Origin of the sequence: Brucella anthropi, from assembly GCF_046630315.1 — a bacterium.
Taxonomy (GTDB): domain Bacteria; phylum Pseudomonadota; class Alphaproteobacteria; order Rhizobiales; family Rhizobiaceae; genus Brucella; species Brucella anthropi_A.
The window spans coordinates 128,892-147,814 of sequence record NZ_LQBD01000004.1; the positions used below are offsets into that span (position 1 = coordinate 128,892).

Sequence of the window (18,923 nt, forward strand, 5' to 3'; positions counted from 1 at the left end):
TGAAGAGAGAATGAAAAGGGCATCCGCACAATGGATCACCAGCTTCTGCCTCGCGGCGGGGTTGGCCCTGCTTGGTCGAAATTCGGCAGAGGCGGCGGATATCCCCCAGCGCGTCGTTTCCATCAATGTATGCACCGATCAGCTGGCAATGCTGCTGGCCGGCGAGGAACAGCTAAAGTCGGTTTCCTATCTGTCGCAGGACCCGGACTTGTCGGCCATGGCAGCGAAAGCCGGCGAGCTGCCGGTCAACCACGCGCAGGCAGAGGAAGTTTTTCTGATGAAGCCTGATCTGGTGCTGGCGGGAACATTTTCGTCGAGGGCAACAGTCGGACTGTTGCGCAGGCTGGGTGTTCGGGTGGAAGAGTTTGCGCCCGCCCGTTCGTTCACGGATATAGAAGATCATCTGCGCCGCATGGGTGCGTTGCTCGGGCGACAGGCGGAAGCGAACAGCGAAATCGATCGGATGAAAGCCGCCCTGGCGGCAATTCAACCTCCAGCCCGCCGCAAGACGGTCGCGCTTTATTATGCCAACAGCTATACATCCGGCCAGGGAACGCTGGTCGATGAGGCTGTGCGTCTTGCCGGGCTTGATAATCTTGCCGACAAGGCGGGCATCAGCGGTTCCGCTCCGCTGCCATTGGAAAAACTGGTACTCGAAAAGCCGGATATTCTGGTGCGCAGTTCAAGAGATCGTGCGCCTGCACTGGCTTTCGAGAATTTCGAACATCCGGCATTGCGCGCGCTTGAAAAGCAGGCGAGGGCAGTCACGATAGCGGATAATCTGACAGTCTGCGGCGGCCCGTTCAGTGTTGAAGCCGTGGCAGAACTTGCGGAGGCGGCGCGTGACTGAACGGAACCGCTTCTATCTTCTGCTGGCCGGACTCGGTCTGCTCGTTGCCGTACTTTTCATTGTTTCGCTGCTGACGGGGCCTGCTGCGATCAGCATTGCCGACAGCCTGAAGGCGCTTTTCGGCGATGACAGCGACATGATTGTGCTGGTCATGCGCGAAATCCGTCTGCCGCGGGCACTGCTTGCGCTTCTTATAGGGGCCTCGCTTGGTTTATCGGGCGCTGCCTTGCAGGGCTATCTGCGCAATCCGCTTGCGGAACCCGGACTGCTGGGGGTGAGCGCATCCGCGTCGCTTGGCGCCGTCATTGCTATTTATAGCGGTCTGTCGCTTCTGTTTCCGCTGGCTTTGCCGCTGCTCGCATTGGCCGGAGCCTTCCTATCAGTGTTCCTCGTCAAGCTTCTGGCAGGGCGCAATGCCGGTACGCTTGCCGTCATTCTGGCTGGTGTCGCTGTGACGAGTCTTGCCGGTGCGTTGACGGCGCTGGCGCTCAACCTGTCGCCCAACCCGTTTGCGGCGATGGAAATCGTTTTCTGGATGCTGGGATCGCTGGCCGACAGATCAATGACCCATGTGGCTCTTGCCGCACCGTTTATCCTGATTGGCTGGGCGATGCTTCTGGCGCTCGGGCGGTCGCTCGACAGTTTGACATTGGGTGCGGATGCCGCCGCCACCATGGGCGTCAATCTGGCGCGCGTGCAGCTTTTTGCGGTGCTGGGCACAGCGGCCTGTGTGGGCGCTTCCACCGCTGTTGCCGGTGCAATTGGCTTTGTTGGGCTGGTCGTCCCCCATCTCCTGCGTCCGCTGGTCGGGGCGCGCCCGTCGCGATTGCTGGTTGCCAGCGGTTTCGGCGGGGCTGCACTGTTGCTGGCGGCTGACATATTGGTGCGCATCATCATGCCGGGACGGGAATTGAAACTGGGTGTCCTGACGGCAATCATCGGTGCACCATTCTTTCTTTGGCTGGTGTTCAAATACCGGAGGCAGCTCATATGACATCGCTTTCGGCACAAAATCTTTCCGTTACGCTTGGCGGCAAGGCGGCGCTCAACAATGCTGGTTTCGAAGCTCATGGCGGCGAACTCATTGGCCTGATCGGCCCGAACGGTGCCGGCAAGACGACATTGTTGCGCGCTATTCTGGGGCTTGTGGCTTCGCGGGGCGAAATTTCGCTTGATGGCGATGACGTGCGCCAGATGAGCGCTGCGACAAAAGCGCAAAAGCTTGCTTACCTGCCGCAGGAGCGTGATGTGGCATGGCCGGTGTCGGTGGAAATGCTTGTTTCGTTGGGCCGATCCGCATTGAAGCCGGTTTTTGCGAGCCTGAATGCGCAAGATGAGGCGCTTATCGAAGCCGCGATGCAGCGTATGGACGTTGCGCGATTTCGGAAAAGGTCGGCGATGGAGCTTTCCGGTGGCGAGCGTGCGCGTGTATTGATTGCGCGTGTTTTGGCGCAGGATACGCCCGTAATACTTGCCGATGAGCCGGTCGCCGGCTTGGACCCTTCGCATCAGCTTGGACTGATGGAAAGCTTTGCCGAGCTAGCAAAGGAGGGGAGGACGGTCATTGCGTCATTACATGAGCTGAGCCTTGCGGCACAGCATTGCACACGGCTCATCCTGCTCGACAAGGGACATGTCGTTGCGGACGGAGCACCGATGAAGGTGCTCACACCGGAACTTCTGCACGACGTCTATGGTATTCGAGCGAAAATCATGACGGTGGATGGTGCGTTCATCGTCCATCCGACCTCACGTATAGGCTAGATATTTTTCCACTGACGGTCGCGGGAAGAGGCGTAGATCGTTTCCACGGTCTTCTGGACTTCATATCCTTCGCGGAAATCGGCGTGTTCGGATTTCTGTCCGGCAATGGCAAGCAGGAAGTCGCGGACTTCGATCGTCTTGAGATCATTGAAGCCGATCTGGTGGCCGCCCGCCACGCAAAATGCGCCATAGGGTTCGTGTTCCGGGCCTGCGAAGATCTTGCGGAAGCCCTGTTGGCCTTTTTTGTCGGAAAAAAGAAACAGGTCGAGTTCGTTGAAACGTTCCTGCGAAAAGAACAGCGACCCCTTCGATCCCGAAATCTCAAAGTCGTGCTGCATCTTGCGGCCACTGGCGATCCAGCTCGCCTCCAGTGTGCCGGTTGCCCCGTTTTCGAAACGTATGAAGGCGTGGCTGACATCGTCCACCTCGACGGGTTTCATCCGCGAAGGGTTCAAACTGTCCGGGCGCTCGCTGATGACGGTGATGGCGTTCCCCATGACCGCCTCTATCGGCCCAACGAGATAGCGTGCAGCGGCGATGATATGACTGCCGATATCGGCGAGCGCGCCGCCACCGCCTGCCGGATCAAGGCGCCAGGTCCATGGAATATCTGCATCGGCCATGAAGTCTTCTGCATGAATGCCGCGAAAATTGCGAATCTCGCCCAGTTCACCGCTGTCGATGATCTCCCTGGCCAGTTTTATCATCGGGTTTTTGAGATAGTTGAAACCAACGGCTGTCTGAATGCCTTTCCTTTCCGCCGCAAGCGTCATTTCAAGGCATTCGGCGGCGGTGGGTGCGAGCGGCTTTTCACAATAGACATGTTTGCCCGCTTCGATGGCGGCAAGCGCCATTTCCCTGTGCAAGCGATTTGGCGTTGTGATGTCGATGAGATTGATATCCGGGTTTGAGATCAATGCCCGCCAATCGCCGCTAGCATTTGCAAATCCCAATCGTCTTGCGGCTCTTGCCGCTGTTTCAGCGTTCACATCGGCCAATGTGTGAAGCTGCACATCCATTGGCAGGTCGAAAACGCGGTTGACGTTTGCCAGCGCAAGCGCGTGCGTCTTGCCCATGAAACCGGACCCGATCAGGCCTGCTACCACCGGCTTAGCCTTGTCAGCCATTGCCATTCCTCCAGAAACGATGGTCGAAACGTTGGCGCTGCGCGACGCCTTTGGGAAATAAGCGTATCATCGGCAGCTTATGCGATTGACATGGGCTACCAGAAATGGAATTATAATTCCACGAGAATTTGTTATGAATGTTTCATTCTATTGAGATGAATAGCCCTCTGCATGTGGCCACGGGAAAACGCTTGGAGGCGCGCCGTGATGCCGCGGATGAGAGATAAGAGCGTTAACGCAAGCCGGCGGGGAGTGCCGGACAAGGGAGGAGTGAACATGCAATCTCTATTGAAATCGGCCGTAGCCGGGGTGGCGTTGCTGGCGGCATCTTTCGCAGCCCATGCGGCGGATATTAATATCGTGGTCGTCAGTCACGGTCAGGCATCGGACCCGTTCTGGTCTGTCGTGAAGAATGGCGTTGCCGAAGCGGCCAAGGATACGGGCGTGAAGGTTGACTATCGCGCGCCGGAAACCTTCGACATGGTGCAGATGGCGCAGCTTATCGACGCTGCGATCAACCAGAAGCCGCAGGGCATTGTAGTTTCCATTCCGGATGCCGATGCGCTCGGACCGTCGATCCAGCGGGCTGTCGCAGCCGGTATTCCGGTGATTTCCATGAATTCCGGCTCCGATGCTTCGAAGAAGCTTGGCGCCTTGCTGCATGTCGGTCAGGATGAGTTCGATGCCGGCAAGGTTGCCGGTGAAGCCCTGAAGAAAGCGGGCGGCAAGAAAGGCATTTGCGTCAATCAGGAAGTCGGCAATGTCTCGCTCGATCAGCGTTGCGCAGGCTTCAAGGAAGGTTTCGGTGATGTGACGGTTCTGCCGACATCAGCCGACCCTGCTGAAAACGAAGCCAAGGTTCGTGCTGCCCTGGCATCCGATGCCACCGTCGACACGATCCTGACGCTCAATGCGACATTGGCGGGTGAACCTGCGGTGAAAGCTGCTGCGGAAAGCGGCCGCAGCGGAATTCACGTGGCGACGTTCGATATGTCGGCAGGCTTCCTTGAGGCGGTTGAAAAGGGGCAGGCGGATTTCGCCATCGACCAGCAGCAATTCTTGCAGGGCTATCTGCCGGTATCGTTTCTGGCGCTCAATGCGAAATACGGCCTGATGCCGGGCGGCAACGTTCCATCGGGTCCGAATCTTATCACCAAGGATAAGGCCAAGCAGGTCGTGGAACTTTCGGCCAAGGGCATTCGGTAAGCATCATCTCGACCATCCACTATCGAACCCGCCCATGAAAATGGGCGGGAACGGGTTTCCATACCCAGAATGCATCAGGAGAAGATCATGAGTGAGCCACTTCCCCATCCAAAGGCCAGCACGGCGGCGCCATCGAAAGATGAGCGATTGCAGTCGGCGAGCCCATTGCAGCGGCTCCTGAGCAGACCGGAACTGGGCGCAGTGTCCGGCCTGATCCTCATTACAATCTTTTTTGTTTCAGTCGCCAACCCGGCGATGTTCACGGCTGCGGGCATCATGAATTTCATGGCGCCTGCCTCGCAGCTGGGGATTCTGGCAGTCGCCGCAGCACTTCTCATGATCGGCGGTGAATTCGATCTTTCCATCGGCTCAATGGTGGCTTTTGCGGGCCTGATCTTTGCCGCGGCCCTGGTCGTGTGGCAGGTGCCGCTTGGCGTTGCCATTATCGTCACTTTGCTGTTTGCGGCATTCGTGGGCGTGGTGAATGCGCAGATTGTCATCCGGACCGGTTTGCCATCCTTTATCGTAACGCTCGCATTCCTGTTCATTCTGCGCGGCCTGTCGCTGGTCGGGCTGAAATGGGCAACAGGCGGCGCCACCCAGTTGCGCGGCGTCAAGGAAGCCGTTGCGGGCAGTTATCTTGCCGGGCTTTTTTCCGGCGATGCGTTTCAGGGACTGTTCGTCTGGATGGCGGAGAACGATCTGATTGCCAAGTTTCCCAACGGTGAGCCTTCGGTCAAAGGCGTGCCGGTGGAAGTTCTGTGGTTCATCGCCCTTGCACTCATCGCAACCTATGTTCTGGTGCGCACGCGCTTCGGCAACTGGATTTTCGCAGCCGGCGGCGACGCTCTGGCGGCGCGCAATTCCGGCGTTCCCGTGCGTCGCGTCAAGACCACGCTTTTCATGTGTACGGCAATGGCTGCGGCATTGGTGGCTATCCTCACCGTTCTCGATGCCGGTTCAACCGATGCGCGCCGTGGTTTCCAGAAGGAGTTCGAGGCGATCATCGCTGCGGTCATCGGCGGCTGTCTGCTGACCGGCGGCTATGGTTCGGCCATCGGCGCGTTTTTCGGTGCGATCATCTTCGGCATGGTGCTGATTGGGCTCACCTATACCCAGATCGATCAGGACTGGTATCTGGTCTTCCTCGGTGGAATGCTTCTGATCGCGGTGCTCTTCAACAACTTCATTCGCAAGCGCGCGACTGGCGAGCGCTGAGAGGGAGATTTGCCATGACGACCCCCATCATCGAAGTCCGCAATCTCGTCAAACATTTCGGTCCGGTCATTGCGCTGAACGGCGTTTCGCTGAGCGTCGAACCGGGACAGGTGCATTGCCTGCTTGGCGACAATGGCGCCGGTAAATCGACCTTGATCAAGACGCTGTCCGGGGTTCACAAGCCGACCAGCGGGGAGTTTCTGGTCGAGGGAAAACCCGTCACTTTCAACAGCCCGCGCGATGCGCTCGATCATGGCATTGCCACGGTCTATCAGGACCTTGCGATGATCCCGCTGATGTCTGTTATGCGCAATTTCTTCCTCGGACGCGAACCGACGAAAGGTGTCGGCCCGTTCCGCTGGTTCGACACGCAGCAGGCCGAAGAAGTAACGCGCGAGGAAATGCGCAAGATCGGGATCGATGTCCGCGATCCGCAACAGGCCGTGGGAACGCTTTCCGGCGGTGAGCGCCAATGTGTGGCGATTGCCCGCGCCGTCTATTTCGGCGCAAAGGTGCTGATCCTCGATGAGCCGACCTCAGCGCTTGGTGTGCGGCAAACCGCGATGGTTCTCAAATACATCAATCTGGTGCGCGCACGCGGGCTGGGTGTCATCTTCATTACGCACAATGTCCGTCATGCCCATGCGGTCGGTGACAAGTTCACGGTTCTCAACCGCGGTGTGACGCTGGGAACGCGCACAAAAAGCGACGTGGATATGGATGAGTTGCAAAGCCTCATGGCGGGCGGGCAGGAACTCGCCGATCTGACCGCGGAACTGGGCGGCAGGGTTTGACGGGCAGCGGTTCCGGCTTAAACGGAATTGTCGGGGCCGCTTTATCTATCTGTTTTCACGCATTATCCGGCGCAAAGCCGCTTCGCGCTTTTGGCTCGAAAATGCTCTAGGATTTCGGAGTTTGGAATGAGTGGGCAATTCAGCGGCAAAGTTGCAGTCATCACCGGAAGCACCCAGGGGCTTGGAGCGGCAACGGCGAAACTGTTTGCGGAAAGAGGCGCAAAAGGTCTCGTCATATGCGGGCGCTCGGTTGAAAAAGGACGAGCGCAGGTCGATCAACTGGCAAGTCTTGGCGCCAAAGCCGTCTTCGTGCAGGCCGATCTTGAAAGGGTGGAAGACTGCCGCAAGATCGTGGCCGAAGCCGACCATGTGTTTGGACGGCTTGATGTGCTTGTAAACGCTGCCGGTCTGACGGATCGCGGCACCATTCTGGACACGAGCCCGGAACTGTTCGACTGTCTGTTTGCGGTCAACATGCGGGCGCCATTCTTCCTTATTCAGGAAGCGATAAAGCTGTTCCGGCGCGATAAGGTTGAGGGAACGATCGTCAACATTTCGTCGATGTCATCCATGGGCGGGCAGCCTTTCATCGCAGCTTACTGTGCGTCCAAGGGGGCGCTGGACACACTGACCCGTAACGTAGCCTATTCGGTGCTGCGTAACCGCATCCGCGTCAATAGCCTGAATATCGGCTGGATGGCATCGGATGGCGAAGACCGTATCCAGCGGGCGTTTCATAATGCGTCGGAGAACTGGCTTGATGAAGCAGCGAAGAGCCAGCCTTTCGGCAGGCTGATCGATCCGGCCGAAGTTGCCCGCGCGATAGCGTTTCTGGCTTCGGAGGAATCCGGCCTGATGACTGGCGCCATCGTGAACTTCGATCAATCCATCTGGGGCGCTTACGGTTCGTCTCCCCATCCCGATCAGCCGCTTTGAGCGGATGACAGTAACTCTGTGTCTGATTGGGAGGGAGAGTAACCGGTTTGAAAGCTGAAATGGCCCGGTAGATATTTCAACGGGAACGCGATTGCTATGAGCGTTTCCTTGTTCGAGTATCGCTTGAGAAAACCATAAAATATAGTGAGAAATTTTTGCGACCCTGCTTGCGCTTGCAATTTCAGGTAGCTAGAGCATCTGTCTGCCTGACCGATTCAGGCTATGTGTTTCAAGCCGTTGTTTTAGCCGTATTTACGCGATGTCGAAGCCTCCTTTTCGTCTGCGAATTCGTCTCAGGCAATGGCTTTTACAGACACCGTTTTAATTTGCGCTGAAAGGACCAGCATCGTGGAGCAGGCAAAGAACGGAACCCGCAAGGGTGGGCGCAAGGCGCTGTGGGCAGCTGTTGCGGTGATTGCCATCGCTGCCGCCGGTTTGGCCGGGTACAAGATCACGCTTGAGAAGACCATTACCGCGCAGCTTGAAAAGCGTGGCGGCGCGGCGTCTTCGGTCGAAGCCGATTTTCTTGGGCGCATTCACCTGCGCGATGTTACCTTGCCGTTGAAGGATGGTGCCAATGTTCGTATCGCTGCGGTCGATGGTCGTCCCAAGTTTCTGTTCCTTACCGGCATGCTGAATGCATCGGGCATCGATACGGAGATCGGAAACTACAAGATTTCCATTCCAAGCGTGGCGATTGAAGACGCTAATTTCGATAGCGCCATGCTGAAGGATACATTCGGCAATAGCGGTCTGACGCTGCCGGAACGTGTTGGCCGGTTCTCGGCAAAGCGCGTGACCGCACCGGAAATCAGGCTCATCCAGGCTGTGGCGAATAACGAACAGAACGTTGTCTACAAGGACGTTGCGCTGGAAGGCATCAATCTTGGTAAGGTTGCTCATTATACGGTCGGCGGCACGGCTTTCGACTTCACGATCCAGCTGCCGGGCGAGGATGGCGAAAAAGTCACTGACAAGATGACAGGCACTATGGGCGCGGCAGAAGGCAAAGACATTGATGGTGTCTTTCTCGCCCGTCTCTATACCGAAAAGGCAGGCCCGGACGACAAGGAAGCAAAGCCGGTTTATGGTCCGTTTTCCGCAAAGAATATCGTCATGAAGACGAAGGATGCGAGCTTCAGCTATGATGAAATTCGCAGCAACGGTTTCACGGCGCGTATGCCCGCCGTGCCGTTCACCGAAACCATGGAGAAGCTTCAGTCCTTCGAGAATGCTGACGAGCTTTCACCGGAAGAAACGCGCAAGCTCATTCTCCAGATAAGTTCCCTGTTCGACACCATCGGCAAGGGTGATGTTGAAATGCTCGGCATGAAGATCGAGCCTGCCGACGCAACGAAGGGCAAGGGTGGCATCGAACGCATTGCGGTTGCTTTCGACCATCAGAAGATGGATGCGACCATCAAGGGTTTGGCGATCTCCGAAGGCCAGGACTACATGAAAATGGAAGAAGCATCCTTGAAGGGCTTTTCCTGGGCAACTTCCGTTGAAGCACTGAAAAAATTTGCGGCACTGAGGGAAGAGGAAGTTGAAAACTTCCCTTTCACGACCATGCTTCCGGAATTCGGCACGCTTCAGGTCGTGGGGGTCGATGTCGACCTGCCGTATGACGAATCCGAAGACGTGAACGCAGTTGAGGAAAACGCGGACGATCCGGATCAGGCAATAGCCGAAGAATCGGCGGTTCCTTCGCTGCCGGAGCGCATGCAGTTTACCATGAAGAGCTATGAGGTCGCTCTCAACAAGCCTTACAATGGCATTCCGACCGATGTGCGCGTCGCTTACGAAGATTTGTCGGTTAAGTTACCAAAGGACGACAGTTACGAATTCTACCAACGGCTTCAGCGACGTGGCTATGATCGTCTCACAATGTCTTCCAACTTTGAGGCAAGCTGGGATGAAGCCAGCCAGAACCTGACCATCAAGGATATCTCGATCAGCGGAAAGGATATGGCCGCCATATCCATGTCGGGTTTGATGGGCGGTCTGACCAAGGAATTCTTCTCAGGCGATAAGGTGATGATGCAAGTCGCTTTGCTCGGGCTCAAGGCTCGGCAAGTGAATCTGAAGATTCAGGATTACGGCATCATCGCCAAAGGGATGCAACTCTATGCCGAAGAGAATGATATGACAGAGGAAGATGTACGTGATGTGGTGTCTTCGCTCGCGACGGCCTTCCTGCAAGGGTTGAATGATGAGCAACCGCAGTTGCAGAACGTTGTGACGGCGTTTTCCACCTTCCTCGCAAAGCCGAACATCTTCGAGCTGACGGTCAAATCGAAAGCCGAAAAAGGTCTTGGCGCCCTTGACGTGTTAGCGGCATCCCAGAATCCGGTTACTCTGCTCGATAAAGTCGATATCGAAGCCAGGACGGAATAATCGGCTATCCATCGATGTTTGTGAACGCCGGCCTTTGGTCGGCGTTTTTCATTGGGATGGGAGTGAAATTTGCATCTTGCGGGGGCAGTTGGGAGTTGTTTAGTGTGACGTGACCGGACTTTGATGGGAACAGGCTGCTTATGTTGAAGAGTATCAATCCATTGCTGACAGGCTCGCTGCTGGAGGTTCTCGCAGATATGGGGCATGGTGACGATCTGGTGATCGTCGATGCCAATTATCCGGCGCAATCCTCCGGGGTGCATGTGCTCGATTTTCCGGGAATCACTGCAACGGATATGGCTGAAGCCGTTCTGTCGCTGCTGCCTTTGGACGATTTTGTCGACAAGCCTGCCGCTGTGATGCAGGCGCCCAATGAAACGCCCGCGATTTTCAAGGAGTTTGAAGCGGTCATCGAGAAGGCGGAAGGACGGAAGATTTCCGTCGATCCGATTGAAAGGTTTGCTTTCTATCACCGTGCGCGCGACGCTTTTGCGATCATCCGTACCGGTGAGAAACGGCTCTATGGCAATATCATTTTCAAGAAAGGCGTTATCCGCTCCTGAATGGCGCCATTGACCTCAATGTTTAAACCCGGGCAGTGAGCCCGGGTTTTTGTTTGGGACTATTGCTGTGGCTTTTCTGCCTGCCTCTTCATCGGACCTTTGTGCTCGCCGCCCTTGTGGTGGCCCTTGTGATGAGAACCCCGGGCGTGATGCTGCATCTTTGCAGCGCGCATTTCGCTGCGATCGATCTTGCCATCCTCATTTCGGTCCAGCGCGGCGAATTCCTTCTTGCGCTGGTTCTCGATTTCCGCAAGCGTGATCTTGCCGTCGCCATTGATATCCAGACGACGCTCCATGCGATCCGCAGCGCGGCTTACAATGCGCTTTTGTGCAAGCGCCTCGATTTCGTCACGAGAAAGAACGCCATCGCCGTTGGTGTCAGCGGCCTTGAGGTCATCCATCCGTGAAAATTTCTGAAGATCGATGGGGCCGCGCTTGCCCTTTACGTCCTTGCTCGGTGCAACAGTCGTTTCTGCTGCCTGTTTATCAGTATTTGCATTGCTATTGTCTTGTGCCAATGCGGGTGCGGCAAGCAAGGATGTTGCAATTACAGCGATAAATGCGGTATTGGACTTCATGGCTATTTGACTCCATTACTCTTTTACAGGGGCGCCGATAATTGGCGTGTGAGTAATGTCTATCTTTTTAGATGAACCGCATATGAATAGGCCAATTAATTATCGGTAATGTATTGGGAGGGAAATGGCGGGAGGAGGCCAGGGCGTTCTCAAAAGCACGCGAAGGGCAGGCGGCGCTGAAGTGTATGTTCAATGAGATGGGACAGGTTTCGTCCGATCGGTCTCGATCGGTAATCAGCGGAAGCGTTTGTTTTCAGAAGAGAAAATGGTGGGTGATGTAGGGATCGAACCTACGACCCGCTGATTAAGAGTCAGCTGCTCTACCAACTGAGCTAATCACCCACTCGCTTTGCCGAGGCAGCGGCCCCGGTGAAGTGAGCGGTTCTATAACGGCCTCTTTCCCACCTGTCCAGCCTCCAACTGCAAAATTTCTGAAAAAAATGACAGCTTGCGCAAAAAGCCCGGAAATGCGGGTGTTTTGGAATTTCATCTTTGCCCGTTACCGGTGTCTTTCTCTGTGCGCACCCATTCTGGTTGCATCCATTCACGGTGCTCCGGAGAATCAGGAACTAAAAATTCCTGATTTGATTCATTTTTCACTGTTCCGGCGTTGTAAGCGGGACCGGGCGGCTCCATATTCGGCAATGCCGGTTCAAGTCGTCCGGCGGGGAGGATTCGTTCGGGAACGGAAGATACGCTGCAAATGTCGCAGCCATGTCATCAATTATTGATGCTTGTCTGAGAAGCTTCGGCATATAAAAGACTTGATCGAAAAGTAGCTGTCGTCGCTTGTGCACAGGGCTGCGACGCGGAGCACAAACAGTGAGCAAGGCGCTTTATGCACCGGGTTGCCCTTGCCGAAGAAAACAGAAGCGACTCATCGTTTCAAAATCCGGTTCGCGACATTTGAGGACGGAATGGAAAGCATAATAGGCGATCTCGGACAGTTTATTTCCGATCATCGGGCATGGGCTGGGCCTATCGTGGGCGCTATCGCCTTTGGCGAATCTCTCGCCATTATTGGGATGTTCATTCCGGCCACCCCGATCATGATCGCCATTGGCGGCCTTGTGGGCGCGGGAATCATCGAACCCATTCCCGTCATCATCGGCGCAATCATCGGCGCTGTGATCGGCGATATCATCTCCTATTTCCTGGGATGGTGGCTGGGCCGCAATATCATCCACAAATGGCCGCTCAACAAGCATCGCAGCGGCGTGGCGCGCGCGCGCCTGCTGTTCCGTCGCTATGGCTTTTCGGCGGTGTTTCTGGGACGCTTCTTCGGTCCTATACGCTGCACGGTTCCGATGGTCGCCGGTATGATGTCCATGGATCAGACACGCTTCCAGACCGCCAACGTGCTCTCGGCGCTGGTCTGGGCGCCCGTCATGTTTCTTCCGGGATGGCTGGCCGGGCGTGGCGCGGGCCTCTTCGCCAAGATGGACGGCGACCATATGTTCTGGTTTGCCGTCGGAATCACGGTTGTCACCATCATCGTGACGGTCATCGGCGTGCGCTTTTTCAAATCCCGTCCGCGGCGGGAACGCAAGCGCCGCGTTCAGGTTTCGCCAGCGGAATGATCGGCCTCTTGTGCGGCTGGCGTCAGTCTGCTTAATAACAGGATCATATGTTCCATATGACAATCGGTTTTGTTGAGGCATACGCCTCGCAGACATCTTACATAAGGTTCATCGCGCTTTATGCCCGACGACAGTTCTGACGATTCGTCTTCCCGAAGTCCGAGTGCCCCGGAGGGGTGTTCGGGCTTATCGCATGTTGAACAATTCCCGATAAGCTTCGCCATTTCGAGACTGGACCGCAAAACGCGGCCCGGTCACAAATCGTTTGCGATGCAATTTCCAATTCCCGTTTCTGCTGATCTTTAAAGGAGCCGACATATCATGGACTGGTCCATGGACTGGATTGCCGACCCCAATGCCTGGATAGGTTTGGTGACATTGGTGGTGCTGGAGATCGTTCTCGGTATCGACAATCTCGTCTTCATCGCCATTCTGGCCGACAAACTGCCCCCGCATCAACGCAATCGCGCGCGGCTGGTCGGCCTTGCCCTGGCCCTTCTAATGCGTCTGGTGCTGCTCGCCTCGATTTCATGGATCGTTACGCTTCGCGAGCCATTGATCGCGTTGATGGGCATGTCCTTCTCGGGGCGGGACATCATCATGCTGATCGGTGGTCTGTTTCTTCTTGCCAAGGGCACCATGGAACTTCATGAGCGGCTGGAAGGGGATCACGGGCCCAAAAGCTCCAGGGTCGTGCATGCCGTGTTCTGGCAGGTCATTGTCCAGATTGTCGTTCTGGATGCCGTGTTCTCGCTTGATAGCGTCATCACGGCGGTCGGCATGGTTCAGCATCTGCCGGTCATGATGATCGCTGTCGTGATCGCCATCGGCGTGATGATGCTTGCTTCGAAGCCGCTGATGGATTTTGTCAACAAGCATCCCACCGTCGTCATCCTCTGTCTCGGTTTCCTGATGATGATCGGCTTCAGTCTTGTCGTAGAGGGGTTCGGTTTTCATATTCCGAAGGGTTATCTCTATGCGGCGATCGGCTTCTCGGTGTTGATCGAAGCGGCCAACCAGACGTCGCGACACAATCGCGAAAAATTGGTCACGACCAACGATTTGCGGGAGCGCACGGCCGGCGCCGTTCTGCGCCTGCTTGGCGGTGGCCGTGGCGAAAACCCGCTTTCCGATACGGTTGACGTGATTGCCCAGCAGACGGCGGCGAGTGACGTCTTCCTGCCGGAAGAAAAAGAGATGATCCGCGGCGTTCTCGATCTGGCCGATCGACCTGTGCGTTCCATCATGTCTCCGCGCAACGAGATCGAGTGGCTTGACCTCGATGAGGACGAAGCGGAGCTCCATGCGGCCATTCGCGAACTGTCGCATTCGCGCGTCATCGTTGCACGCCGTCAGGTGGATGAATTCGTCGGTGTGGCGCTTGTCAGGGATCTGCTGCTCGATATCGCCGATAAAAAATCAATCGACTGGGACAAGACCGTAAAGCCGCCGCTTGTCGTGCATGAAAATGCAAATGTGTTGCGTGTCATGGAGCAGTTGCGCAATTCACCGGTTCAGATTGCCGTGGTGGTGGACGAACACGGTTCCTTCGAAGGGGTTGTGACGCCGACCGATGTTCTGGAAGCCATTGCCGGCGAATTCCCGGATGAGGACGAGGAGGCGGCTGTTGCGCAGTCGGACGGGCAGGGTGGTTATCTTGTGGATGGCTTTACCGATATCCGCCGGTTGAGCGGCCTTCTGGAGCGCGATCTGGTGGATGACGGTGATCGCTATACGACCCTTGCAGGCTATGTTCTCTGGCATCTGGGGCATTTGCCGCTGGGCGGGGAATGCTTCATCGCCGATGGTCTGGAGTTCAAGATCGAAACGATGAATGGCCGTCACGTCGGAAAGGTGCGTATCGCGCCCTCAGCCGATTACGAGGTTTAACCGGAATGAATTTGCGGGTCGGGCTGATAGGCTCGCAAATTATTTCATACCGTTAACTCCGATAAAATAAGTAGGTTATTGACAAAAGCGCCGAAGCCTTCAAAATTAACCTGTCGTTCATTGTTGCGGCGAAAGCGCGACAATATTTGAGCGTAAGGCATGAGGAGGCTTGGCATGAAGCGAACCGTTCAACTGCTCGCAGCGAGAATGAAAGCTGGGTTTTTGCGTATTCCGGCCTTTCTGGAGCAGCCTTGGCGCGAGATGAAGTTGAATGCGGAAGAGATTGCCGCCCGCCGCCGCAATCGGCTGGAGCGTGGCGAGCATAATTTTCTCTGGTGCTGGCAGCATCGCGGTTTCTGGTAAATCCGGACAGGCAAAAAGGTTTGAAGGCAGGAGGCGGCAGTCTCCTGCCTTTTGTATTTCTTTTCATGGTTGGGCTGCACATGAGAATTATATTCTCATGCTTCCGTTTGGGTTGGGCGCAGGTTCCACTATCGCCACAAAAAGTAGTTTATATATTTAAATCAATGATTTAGATTGATTTTGTTTCTACTCCCGTTAGATTTGTTTTCCGAAATCAATCCAGATTAGCGCGCTTTTCGCAAATGGCGTGGTGGGGATGGGTCTAATGAGAAAAATTATTCTATATGCGGCGGTGGCTCTCGGTCTTGGCGCCGCACCGGTTCAGGCGCAGGAGCCGAAGGAAATCCTCAATGTTTCCTATGATATCGCGCGGGAACTCTACGAGCAGATCAACAAGGCCTTCATTGCCGACTGGAAGACGAAGACGGGGGAGGATCTGACGGTCAATCAATCCCACGCAGGCTCGTCTAAGCAGGCGCGTTCGATTCTGGAAGGTCTTGAAGCGGATGTGGTCACCTTCAATCAGGTGGTTGACGTGCAGGTCCTGCACGACAAGGGCAATCTGATCCCGGCCGACTGGCAGAAGCGGCTGCCGAACAACTCATCGCCCTATTACTCTTTTCCGGCCTTCCTCGTTCGCGAGGGCAATCCGAAGAACATCCAGAATTGGGACGATCTGGCGCGTGACGACGTGAAGGTGATCTTCCCGAATCCGAAGACCTCGGGCAATGCGCGCTATACCTACCTGGCCGCGACAGCTTATGCGAATGAAGCGTTCAAGGGTGATCAGGCAAAGGTGCATGAATTCATCGGCAAGATTTTCAAGAATGTTCCCGTTTTCGATACGGGCGGCCGTGGCGCAACGACGACTTTTGCCGAGCGCGGCATTGGCGATGTTCTGGTGACATTCGAGGCTGAAACACGCGGCACCGAAAAAGTTCTCGGACCCGACAAATATGATGTCGTCGTGCCGGAAGTCAGCCTGCTGGCGGAATTTCCGGTCACGGTCGTGGACAAGGTGGTCGACAAGCGCGGATCGCGCAAGATTGCCGAAGCCTATCTCGATTATCTCTATTCGCCGGAAGGCCAGGAAATCCTGGCCCAGAACTTCAACCGCGTGCATGACAAGGACGTTATCGCAAAGCACAAGGATATCTATCCGGATGTGCGTCTTGTGACGGTTGAAGACGCTTTCGGCGGCTGGGCGAAGGTCCAGAAGGAACATTTCGCCGAAGGCGGAGTGCTCGACCAGATCTTCACCGGCAAATAAACGGGGGCAACTGGCGATCCTTGACGGGATCGCCTGCTTTTTGGAAAAATCCAGTGGCGCTTCTCAGCATGAAACGGAATTCGGTGCTGCCGGGGTTTGGGCTGACCCTCGGCTGCACCTTGCTTTATCTCACAGTCATCGTCGCCCTTCCGCTTCTGGCCATGATCCTGAAGACGGCAAGCCTCGGCTGGGCCGATTTCTGGAGCATTGTGACGTCAGACCGGGCGCTGGCGACCTATCGAATCACCTTGAGCGCTGCCGCGGTTGCAACCGTGTTCAACGGCTTGTTCGGCCTTCTGCTGGCCTGGGTCCTGACCCGATATGCGTTTCCCGGCAAACGACTGATCGATGCTGCCGTCGATCTTCCCTTTGCGCTGCCGACCGCCATTGCGGGCCTGGCGCTCGTCACGCTCTTTGCCCAGAATGGCTGGTTCGGGCGGTTTTTGGAACCGATCGGGATAAAGGTTGCCTATGCACCGCTCGGCATCATGATCGCGATGTTCTTCACCAGCATCCCGTTCGTCATTCGCACGGTTCAGCCGGTGCTGGAAGATATGAGCGCCGATGTGGAAGAAGCCGCCCGCAGCCTTGGAGCCAGTTCCTGGCAGATATTCGCGCATATCATCTGGCCGACCATTTTTCCGGCGTTCCTTGCCGGTGCATCGCTTTCCTTCGCGCGCAGCCTTGGCGAATTTGGCTCGATTGTCTTTATATCGGGCAATCTTCCCTTTGAAACCGAAGTGACGTCGCTGCTGGTCTTCATCCGGCTCGATGAATATGACTATCCGGCCGCGGCCGCACTTGCATTCGTGATGCTGGTTACGGCTTTCGTCATGCTTCTCTTGACCAATATCATTCAGGCAAGGCAGCTTCGTTATGCAGAACGTTAGCGCAGGCGTGCAGGCGCGAAATTCCGGCCCGCTGCGCAATCTGTTGATCGGGCTTGCCGCCGGATTGTCGTTGATCTGCATCGGCGCGCCCCTGGCCGTCATTTTCTCCTATGCGTTCAGCAAGGGGATCGATGTCTTCTTCAGCGAGATAGTGAAGCCGGACACGCTTCATGCGGTGCGGCTGACTGTGCTGACCGCGATCGTCGTTGTGCCGATCAACATGGCTTTCGGTGTCTGTGTGGCGTGGCTGGTGACGAAATTCCGCTTTCCGGGCCGCAGGCTTCTTATCACCTTCGTGGAAATACCTTTTTCCGTTTCGCCCATCGTGGCGGGCGTGACCTATCTCTTTCTCTACGGATCGCAAGGCCTGCTGGGACCATTGCTGGAAAGCTATGACATCAAGATCATGTTCACGGTTCCGGCCATTTTTCTTGTCAGCCTTTTCGTGACCTCACCCTTCGTGGCGCGTGAACTGATCCCGCTGATGGAAGTGCAGGGGAGCGATGAGGAGGAGGCGGCCCTGACGCTTGGCGCCAATGCCTGGCAGACCTTTTTCTATGTCACCCTGCCCAATATCAAATGGGCACTGCTCTATGGCGCCGTGCTTTGCAATGCGCGCGTCATGGGGGAGTTTGGGGCCACGTCGGTCGTTTCGGGCGCAATTCGCGGCAAGACCAATACGCTGCCGCTTCAGGTGGAACTGCTGTTCAACGACTATAATGTCGCCGGTGCTTTCGCAGCCGCATCTACACTGGCGCTGATCGCGCTTCTGACACTGGTTTTGAAGGTTCTGCTCGAGCGCAGGCAGGGGGCTTGAAAAAGAAGCCGCCCATTCGAGGAATGGACGGCTTGCGGTCACGCTGCCTGGGATAGCATGTTGTTTACCGGTTCCCTGTGGAGGGAGGATGCCAGGATTATCCCCTCCGGCCAGCGGTTGAACCCGCTTGCCACGTTGATGTGCCCGGCATGGCCGAGATCGACGAAACCCGATCCCCACACATGGGAAAGTGCTTCCGCCTTGGCGAAGCTCATATATTCATCGTTGCGGCTTGCCACGACGATGGAGGGAAAACCCAATTCATGGCGGGGCAGCGGAGCAAAGCTCTTGAACCGGCTGTCCCTGCGGGCCATGGTTTCGGCGTCGGCCGGCGCCACGAGAAGAGCGCCTGCCACATGGGCGGCCGATGGGCGGCTGGCCAGATGTGCGACGAGCACACAGCCGAGGCTGTGGGCGACCAGTACCGCGCCCGGATTTTCGGCGAGTTTGGCTTCCAGCGCGTGCATCCAGTCGGATAGCACCGGAAAGTGCCAGTCGTCCTGTTCGACGAGCAATGCTGACGGATCGTCATGCAACCATTGGCGCTGCCAGTGGCCTGCTTCCGATCCCTTGTAGCCGGGGATGATCAATGTCGCAGGCATGTGTTTTTCCTCTTGGATTAAAGCCTTGGGAGGGCACTTCGTTTCGCGATTTGCATTCCTAGAGCATTTCCAGCAAAA

Annotated in this window: 18 protein-coding genes and 1 tRNA gene; 15 read left to right on the forward strand and 4 right to left on the reverse strand. The window is 56.2% G+C overall.

Annotated elements, in window-relative coordinates:
• Nucleotides 1-10: 10 nt before the first annotated feature.
• Genes AVM02_RS03085 through AVM02_RS03095 form a run of 3 tightly spaced genes read left to right on the forward strand, consistent with a single transcriptional unit; the run spans nt 11 to nt 2,614 of the window.
• Nucleotides 11-850 (forward strand): ABC transporter substrate-binding protein, encoded by an 840-nt coding sequence (locus AVM02_RS03085; RefSeq protein ID WP_411505558.1) that lies wholly within the window; start codon nt 11-13, stop codon nt 848-850.
• A complete protein-coding gene (locus AVM02_RS03090) occupies nt 843-1,844 on the forward strand; it encodes a FecCD family ABC transporter permease (RefSeq protein ID WP_411505559.1) in 1,002 nt (333 codons plus the stop codon). The genes AVM02_RS03085 and AVM02_RS03090 overlap by 8 nt, the downstream gene beginning before the upstream one ends.
• On the forward strand, nt 1,841-2,614 hold the full coding sequence (locus AVM02_RS03095) for an ABC transporter ATP-binding protein (RefSeq protein WP_411505560.1): 774 nt from the start codon (nt 1,841-1,843) through the stop codon (nt 2,612-2,614). Before AVM02_RS03090 ends, AVM02_RS03095 begins: the two co-directional genes overlap by 4 nt.
• Here the strand turns inward: AVM02_RS03095 and AVM02_RS03100 are convergent.
• A complete protein-coding gene (locus AVM02_RS03100; protein ID WP_411505561.1) occupies nt 2,611-3,741 on the reverse strand; it encodes a Gfo/Idh/MocA family protein in 1,131 nt (376 codons plus the stop codon). The genes AVM02_RS03095 and AVM02_RS03100 overlap by 4 nt on opposite strands.
• A 276-nt stretch (nt 3,742-4,017) precedes the next feature.
• Here AVM02_RS03100 and AVM02_RS03105 point away from each other — a divergent pair, with 276 nt between their 5' ends.
• From AVM02_RS03105 to AVM02_RS03130, 6 genes are all read left to right on the forward strand, one after another.
• The gene (locus AVM02_RS03105) at nt 4,018-4,947 is read left to right on the forward strand and encodes a sugar ABC transporter substrate-binding protein (RefSeq protein WP_411505562.1); all 930 of its coding nucleotides are present in this window, start codon (nt 4,018-4,020) and stop codon (nt 4,945-4,947) included.
• Nucleotides 4,948-5,034: 87 nt separating this feature from the next.
• The gene (locus AVM02_RS03110) at nt 5,035-6,165 is read left to right on the forward strand and encodes an ABC transporter permease (protein ID WP_411505563.1); all 1,131 of its coding nucleotides are present in this window, start codon (nt 5,035-5,037) and stop codon (nt 6,163-6,165) included.
• A 14-nt stretch (nt 6,166-6,179) separates the two neighbouring features.
• Entirely contained in the window at nt 6,180-6,959 is a 780-nt protein-coding gene (locus tag AVM02_RS03115) for an ATP-binding cassette domain-containing protein (RefSeq protein ID WP_411505564.1), read from the forward strand.
• 126 nt (nt 6,960-7,085) lie between these two features.
• Nucleotides 7,086-7,895 (forward strand): SDR family oxidoreductase, encoded by an 810-nt coding sequence (locus AVM02_RS03120; protein WP_411505565.1) that lies wholly within the window; start codon nt 7,086-7,088, stop codon nt 7,893-7,895.
• A gap of 348 nt (nt 7,896-8,243) precedes the next feature.
• The gene (locus AVM02_RS03125) at nt 8,244-10,292 is read left to right on the forward strand and encodes a hypothetical protein (RefSeq protein WP_411505566.1); all 2,049 of its coding nucleotides are present in this window, start codon (nt 8,244-8,246) and stop codon (nt 10,290-10,292) included.
• 140 nt (nt 10,293-10,432) lie between these two features.
• Nucleotides 10,433-10,855, forward strand: coding sequence for an RbsD/FucU family protein (locus tag AVM02_RS03130; RefSeq protein WP_411505567.1), 423 nt, complete (start codon nt 10,433-10,435; stop codon nt 10,853-10,855).
• A 59-nt stretch (nt 10,856-10,914) separates the two neighbouring features.
• Here the strand turns inward: AVM02_RS03130 and AVM02_RS03135 are convergent, their stop codons facing one another.
• On the reverse strand, nt 10,915-11,433 hold the full coding sequence (locus tag AVM02_RS03135; RefSeq protein WP_411505568.1) for an EF-hand domain-containing protein: 519 nt from the start codon (nt 11,431-11,433) through the stop codon (nt 10,915-10,917).
• A gap of 266 nt (nt 11,434-11,699) precedes the next feature.
• A tRNA-Lys gene (locus AVM02_RS03140) sits at nt 11,700-11,775 on the reverse strand.
• Between the two features lie 575 nt (nt 11,776-12,350).
• Between AVM02_RS03140 and AVM02_RS03145 the strand changes: the two genes are divergently transcribed.
• The 6 genes from AVM02_RS03145 (at nt 12,351) to cysW (ending at nt 18,243) form a co-directional block, all read left to right on the forward strand.
• Complete coding sequence (locus tag AVM02_RS03145) at nt 12,351-13,013, forward strand: DedA family protein (protein WP_411505569.1); 663 nt, start codon at nt 12,351-12,353, stop codon at nt 13,011-13,013.
• A 321-nt stretch (nt 13,014-13,334) separates the two neighbouring features.
• Nucleotides 13,335-14,903: a TerC family protein gene (locus AVM02_RS03150; RefSeq protein ID WP_411505570.1), complete on the forward strand. Its 1,569-nt coding sequence runs from the start codon at nt 13,335-13,337 to the stop codon at nt 14,901-14,903.
• Between the two features lie 174 nt (nt 14,904-15,077).
• Complete coding sequence (locus tag AVM02_RS03155) at nt 15,078-15,266, forward strand: hypothetical protein (protein WP_411505571.1); 189 nt, start codon at nt 15,078-15,080, stop codon at nt 15,264-15,266.
• A gap of 265 nt (nt 15,267-15,531) precedes the next feature.
• The gene (locus AVM02_RS03160) at nt 15,532-16,536 is read left to right on the forward strand and encodes a sulfate ABC transporter substrate-binding protein (protein ID WP_411505572.1); all 1,005 of its coding nucleotides are present in this window, start codon (nt 15,532-15,534) and stop codon (nt 16,534-16,536) included.
• A 68-nt stretch (nt 16,537-16,604) separates the two neighbouring features.
• Nucleotides 16,605-17,426, forward strand: coding sequence for a sulfate ABC transporter permease subunit CysT (cysT, locus tag AVM02_RS03165; RefSeq protein ID WP_411505573.1), 822 nt, complete (start codon nt 16,605-16,607; stop codon nt 17,424-17,426).
• Complete coding sequence (gene cysW / locus AVM02_RS03170) at nt 17,413-18,243, forward strand: sulfate ABC transporter permease subunit CysW (RefSeq protein ID WP_411505574.1); 831 nt, start codon at nt 17,413-17,415, stop codon at nt 18,241-18,243. Before cysT ends, cysW begins: the two co-directional genes overlap by 14 nt.
• Nucleotides 18,244-18,281: 38 nt before the next feature.
• Here cysW and AVM02_RS03175 read toward each other — a convergent pair whose 3' ends face one another.
• A complete protein-coding gene (locus AVM02_RS03175) occupies nt 18,282-18,845 on the reverse strand; it encodes an alpha/beta hydrolase (RefSeq protein WP_411505575.1) in 564 nt (187 codons plus the stop codon).
• Between the last annotated feature and the right edge of the window lie 78 nt (nt 18,846-18,923).

What these genes read in the sequence shown, in the direction of transcription:
- AVM02_RS03095 (WP_411505560.1), top strand. Translation starts at nt 1,841, where the DNA reads ATGACATCGCTTTCGGCACAAAATCTTTCCGTTACGCTTGGCGGCAAG.
- AVM02_RS03145 (WP_411505569.1), top strand. Translation starts at nt 12,351, where the DNA reads ATGGAAAGCATAATAGGCGATCTCGGACAGTTTATTTCCGATCATCGG.
- AVM02_RS03155 (WP_411505571.1), top strand. Translation starts at nt 15,078, where the DNA reads ATGAAGCGAACCGTTCAACTGCTCGCAGCGAGAATGAAAGCTGGGTTT.
- AVM02_RS03100 (WP_411505561.1), bottom strand. Translation starts at nt 3,741, where the DNA reads ATGGCTGACAAGGCTAAGCCGGTGGTAGCAGGCCTGATCGGGTCCGGT.
- AVM02_RS03175 (WP_411505575.1), bottom strand. Translation starts at nt 18,845, where the DNA reads ATGCCTGCGACATTGATCATCCCCGGCTACAAGGGATCGGAAGCAGGC.
- cysT (WP_411505573.1), top strand. Translation starts at nt 16,605, where the DNA reads ATGAAACGGAATTCGGTGCTGCCGGGGTTTGGGCTGACCCTCGGCTGC.
- AVM02_RS03160 (WP_411505572.1), top strand. Translation starts at nt 15,532, where the DNA reads ATGAGAAAAATTATTCTATATGCGGCGGTGGCTCTCGGTCTTGGCGCC.
- AVM02_RS03110 (WP_411505563.1), top strand. Translation starts at nt 5,035, where the DNA reads ATGAGTGAGCCACTTCCCCATCCAAAGGCCAGCACGGCGGCGCCATCG.
- AVM02_RS03085 (WP_411505558.1), top strand. Translation starts at nt 11, where the DNA reads ATGAAAAGGGCATCCGCACAATGGATCACCAGCTTCTGCCTCGCGGCG.
- AVM02_RS03135 (WP_411505568.1), bottom strand. Translation starts at nt 11,433, where the DNA reads ATGAAGTCCAATACCGCATTTATCGCTGTAATTGCAACATCCTTGCTT.
- AVM02_RS03130 (WP_411505567.1), top strand. Translation starts at nt 10,433, where the DNA reads ATGTTGAAGAGTATCAATCCATTGCTGACAGGCTCGCTGCTGGAGGTT.
- cysW (WP_411505574.1), top strand. Translation starts at nt 17,413, where the DNA reads ATGCAGAACGTTAGCGCAGGCGTGCAGGCGCGAAATTCCGGCCCGCTG.
- AVM02_RS03120 (WP_411505565.1), top strand. Translation starts at nt 7,086, where the DNA reads ATGAGTGGGCAATTCAGCGGCAAAGTTGCAGTCATCACCGGAAGCACC.
- AVM02_RS03150 (WP_411505570.1), top strand. Translation starts at nt 13,335, where the DNA reads ATGGACTGGTCCATGGACTGGATTGCCGACCCCAATGCCTGGATAGGT.
- AVM02_RS03105 (WP_411505562.1), top strand. Translation starts at nt 4,018, where the DNA reads ATGCAATCTCTATTGAAATCGGCCGTAGCCGGGGTGGCGTTGCTGGCG.
- AVM02_RS03115 (WP_411505564.1), top strand. Translation starts at nt 6,180, where the DNA reads ATGACGACCCCCATCATCGAAGTCCGCAATCTCGTCAAACATTTCGGT.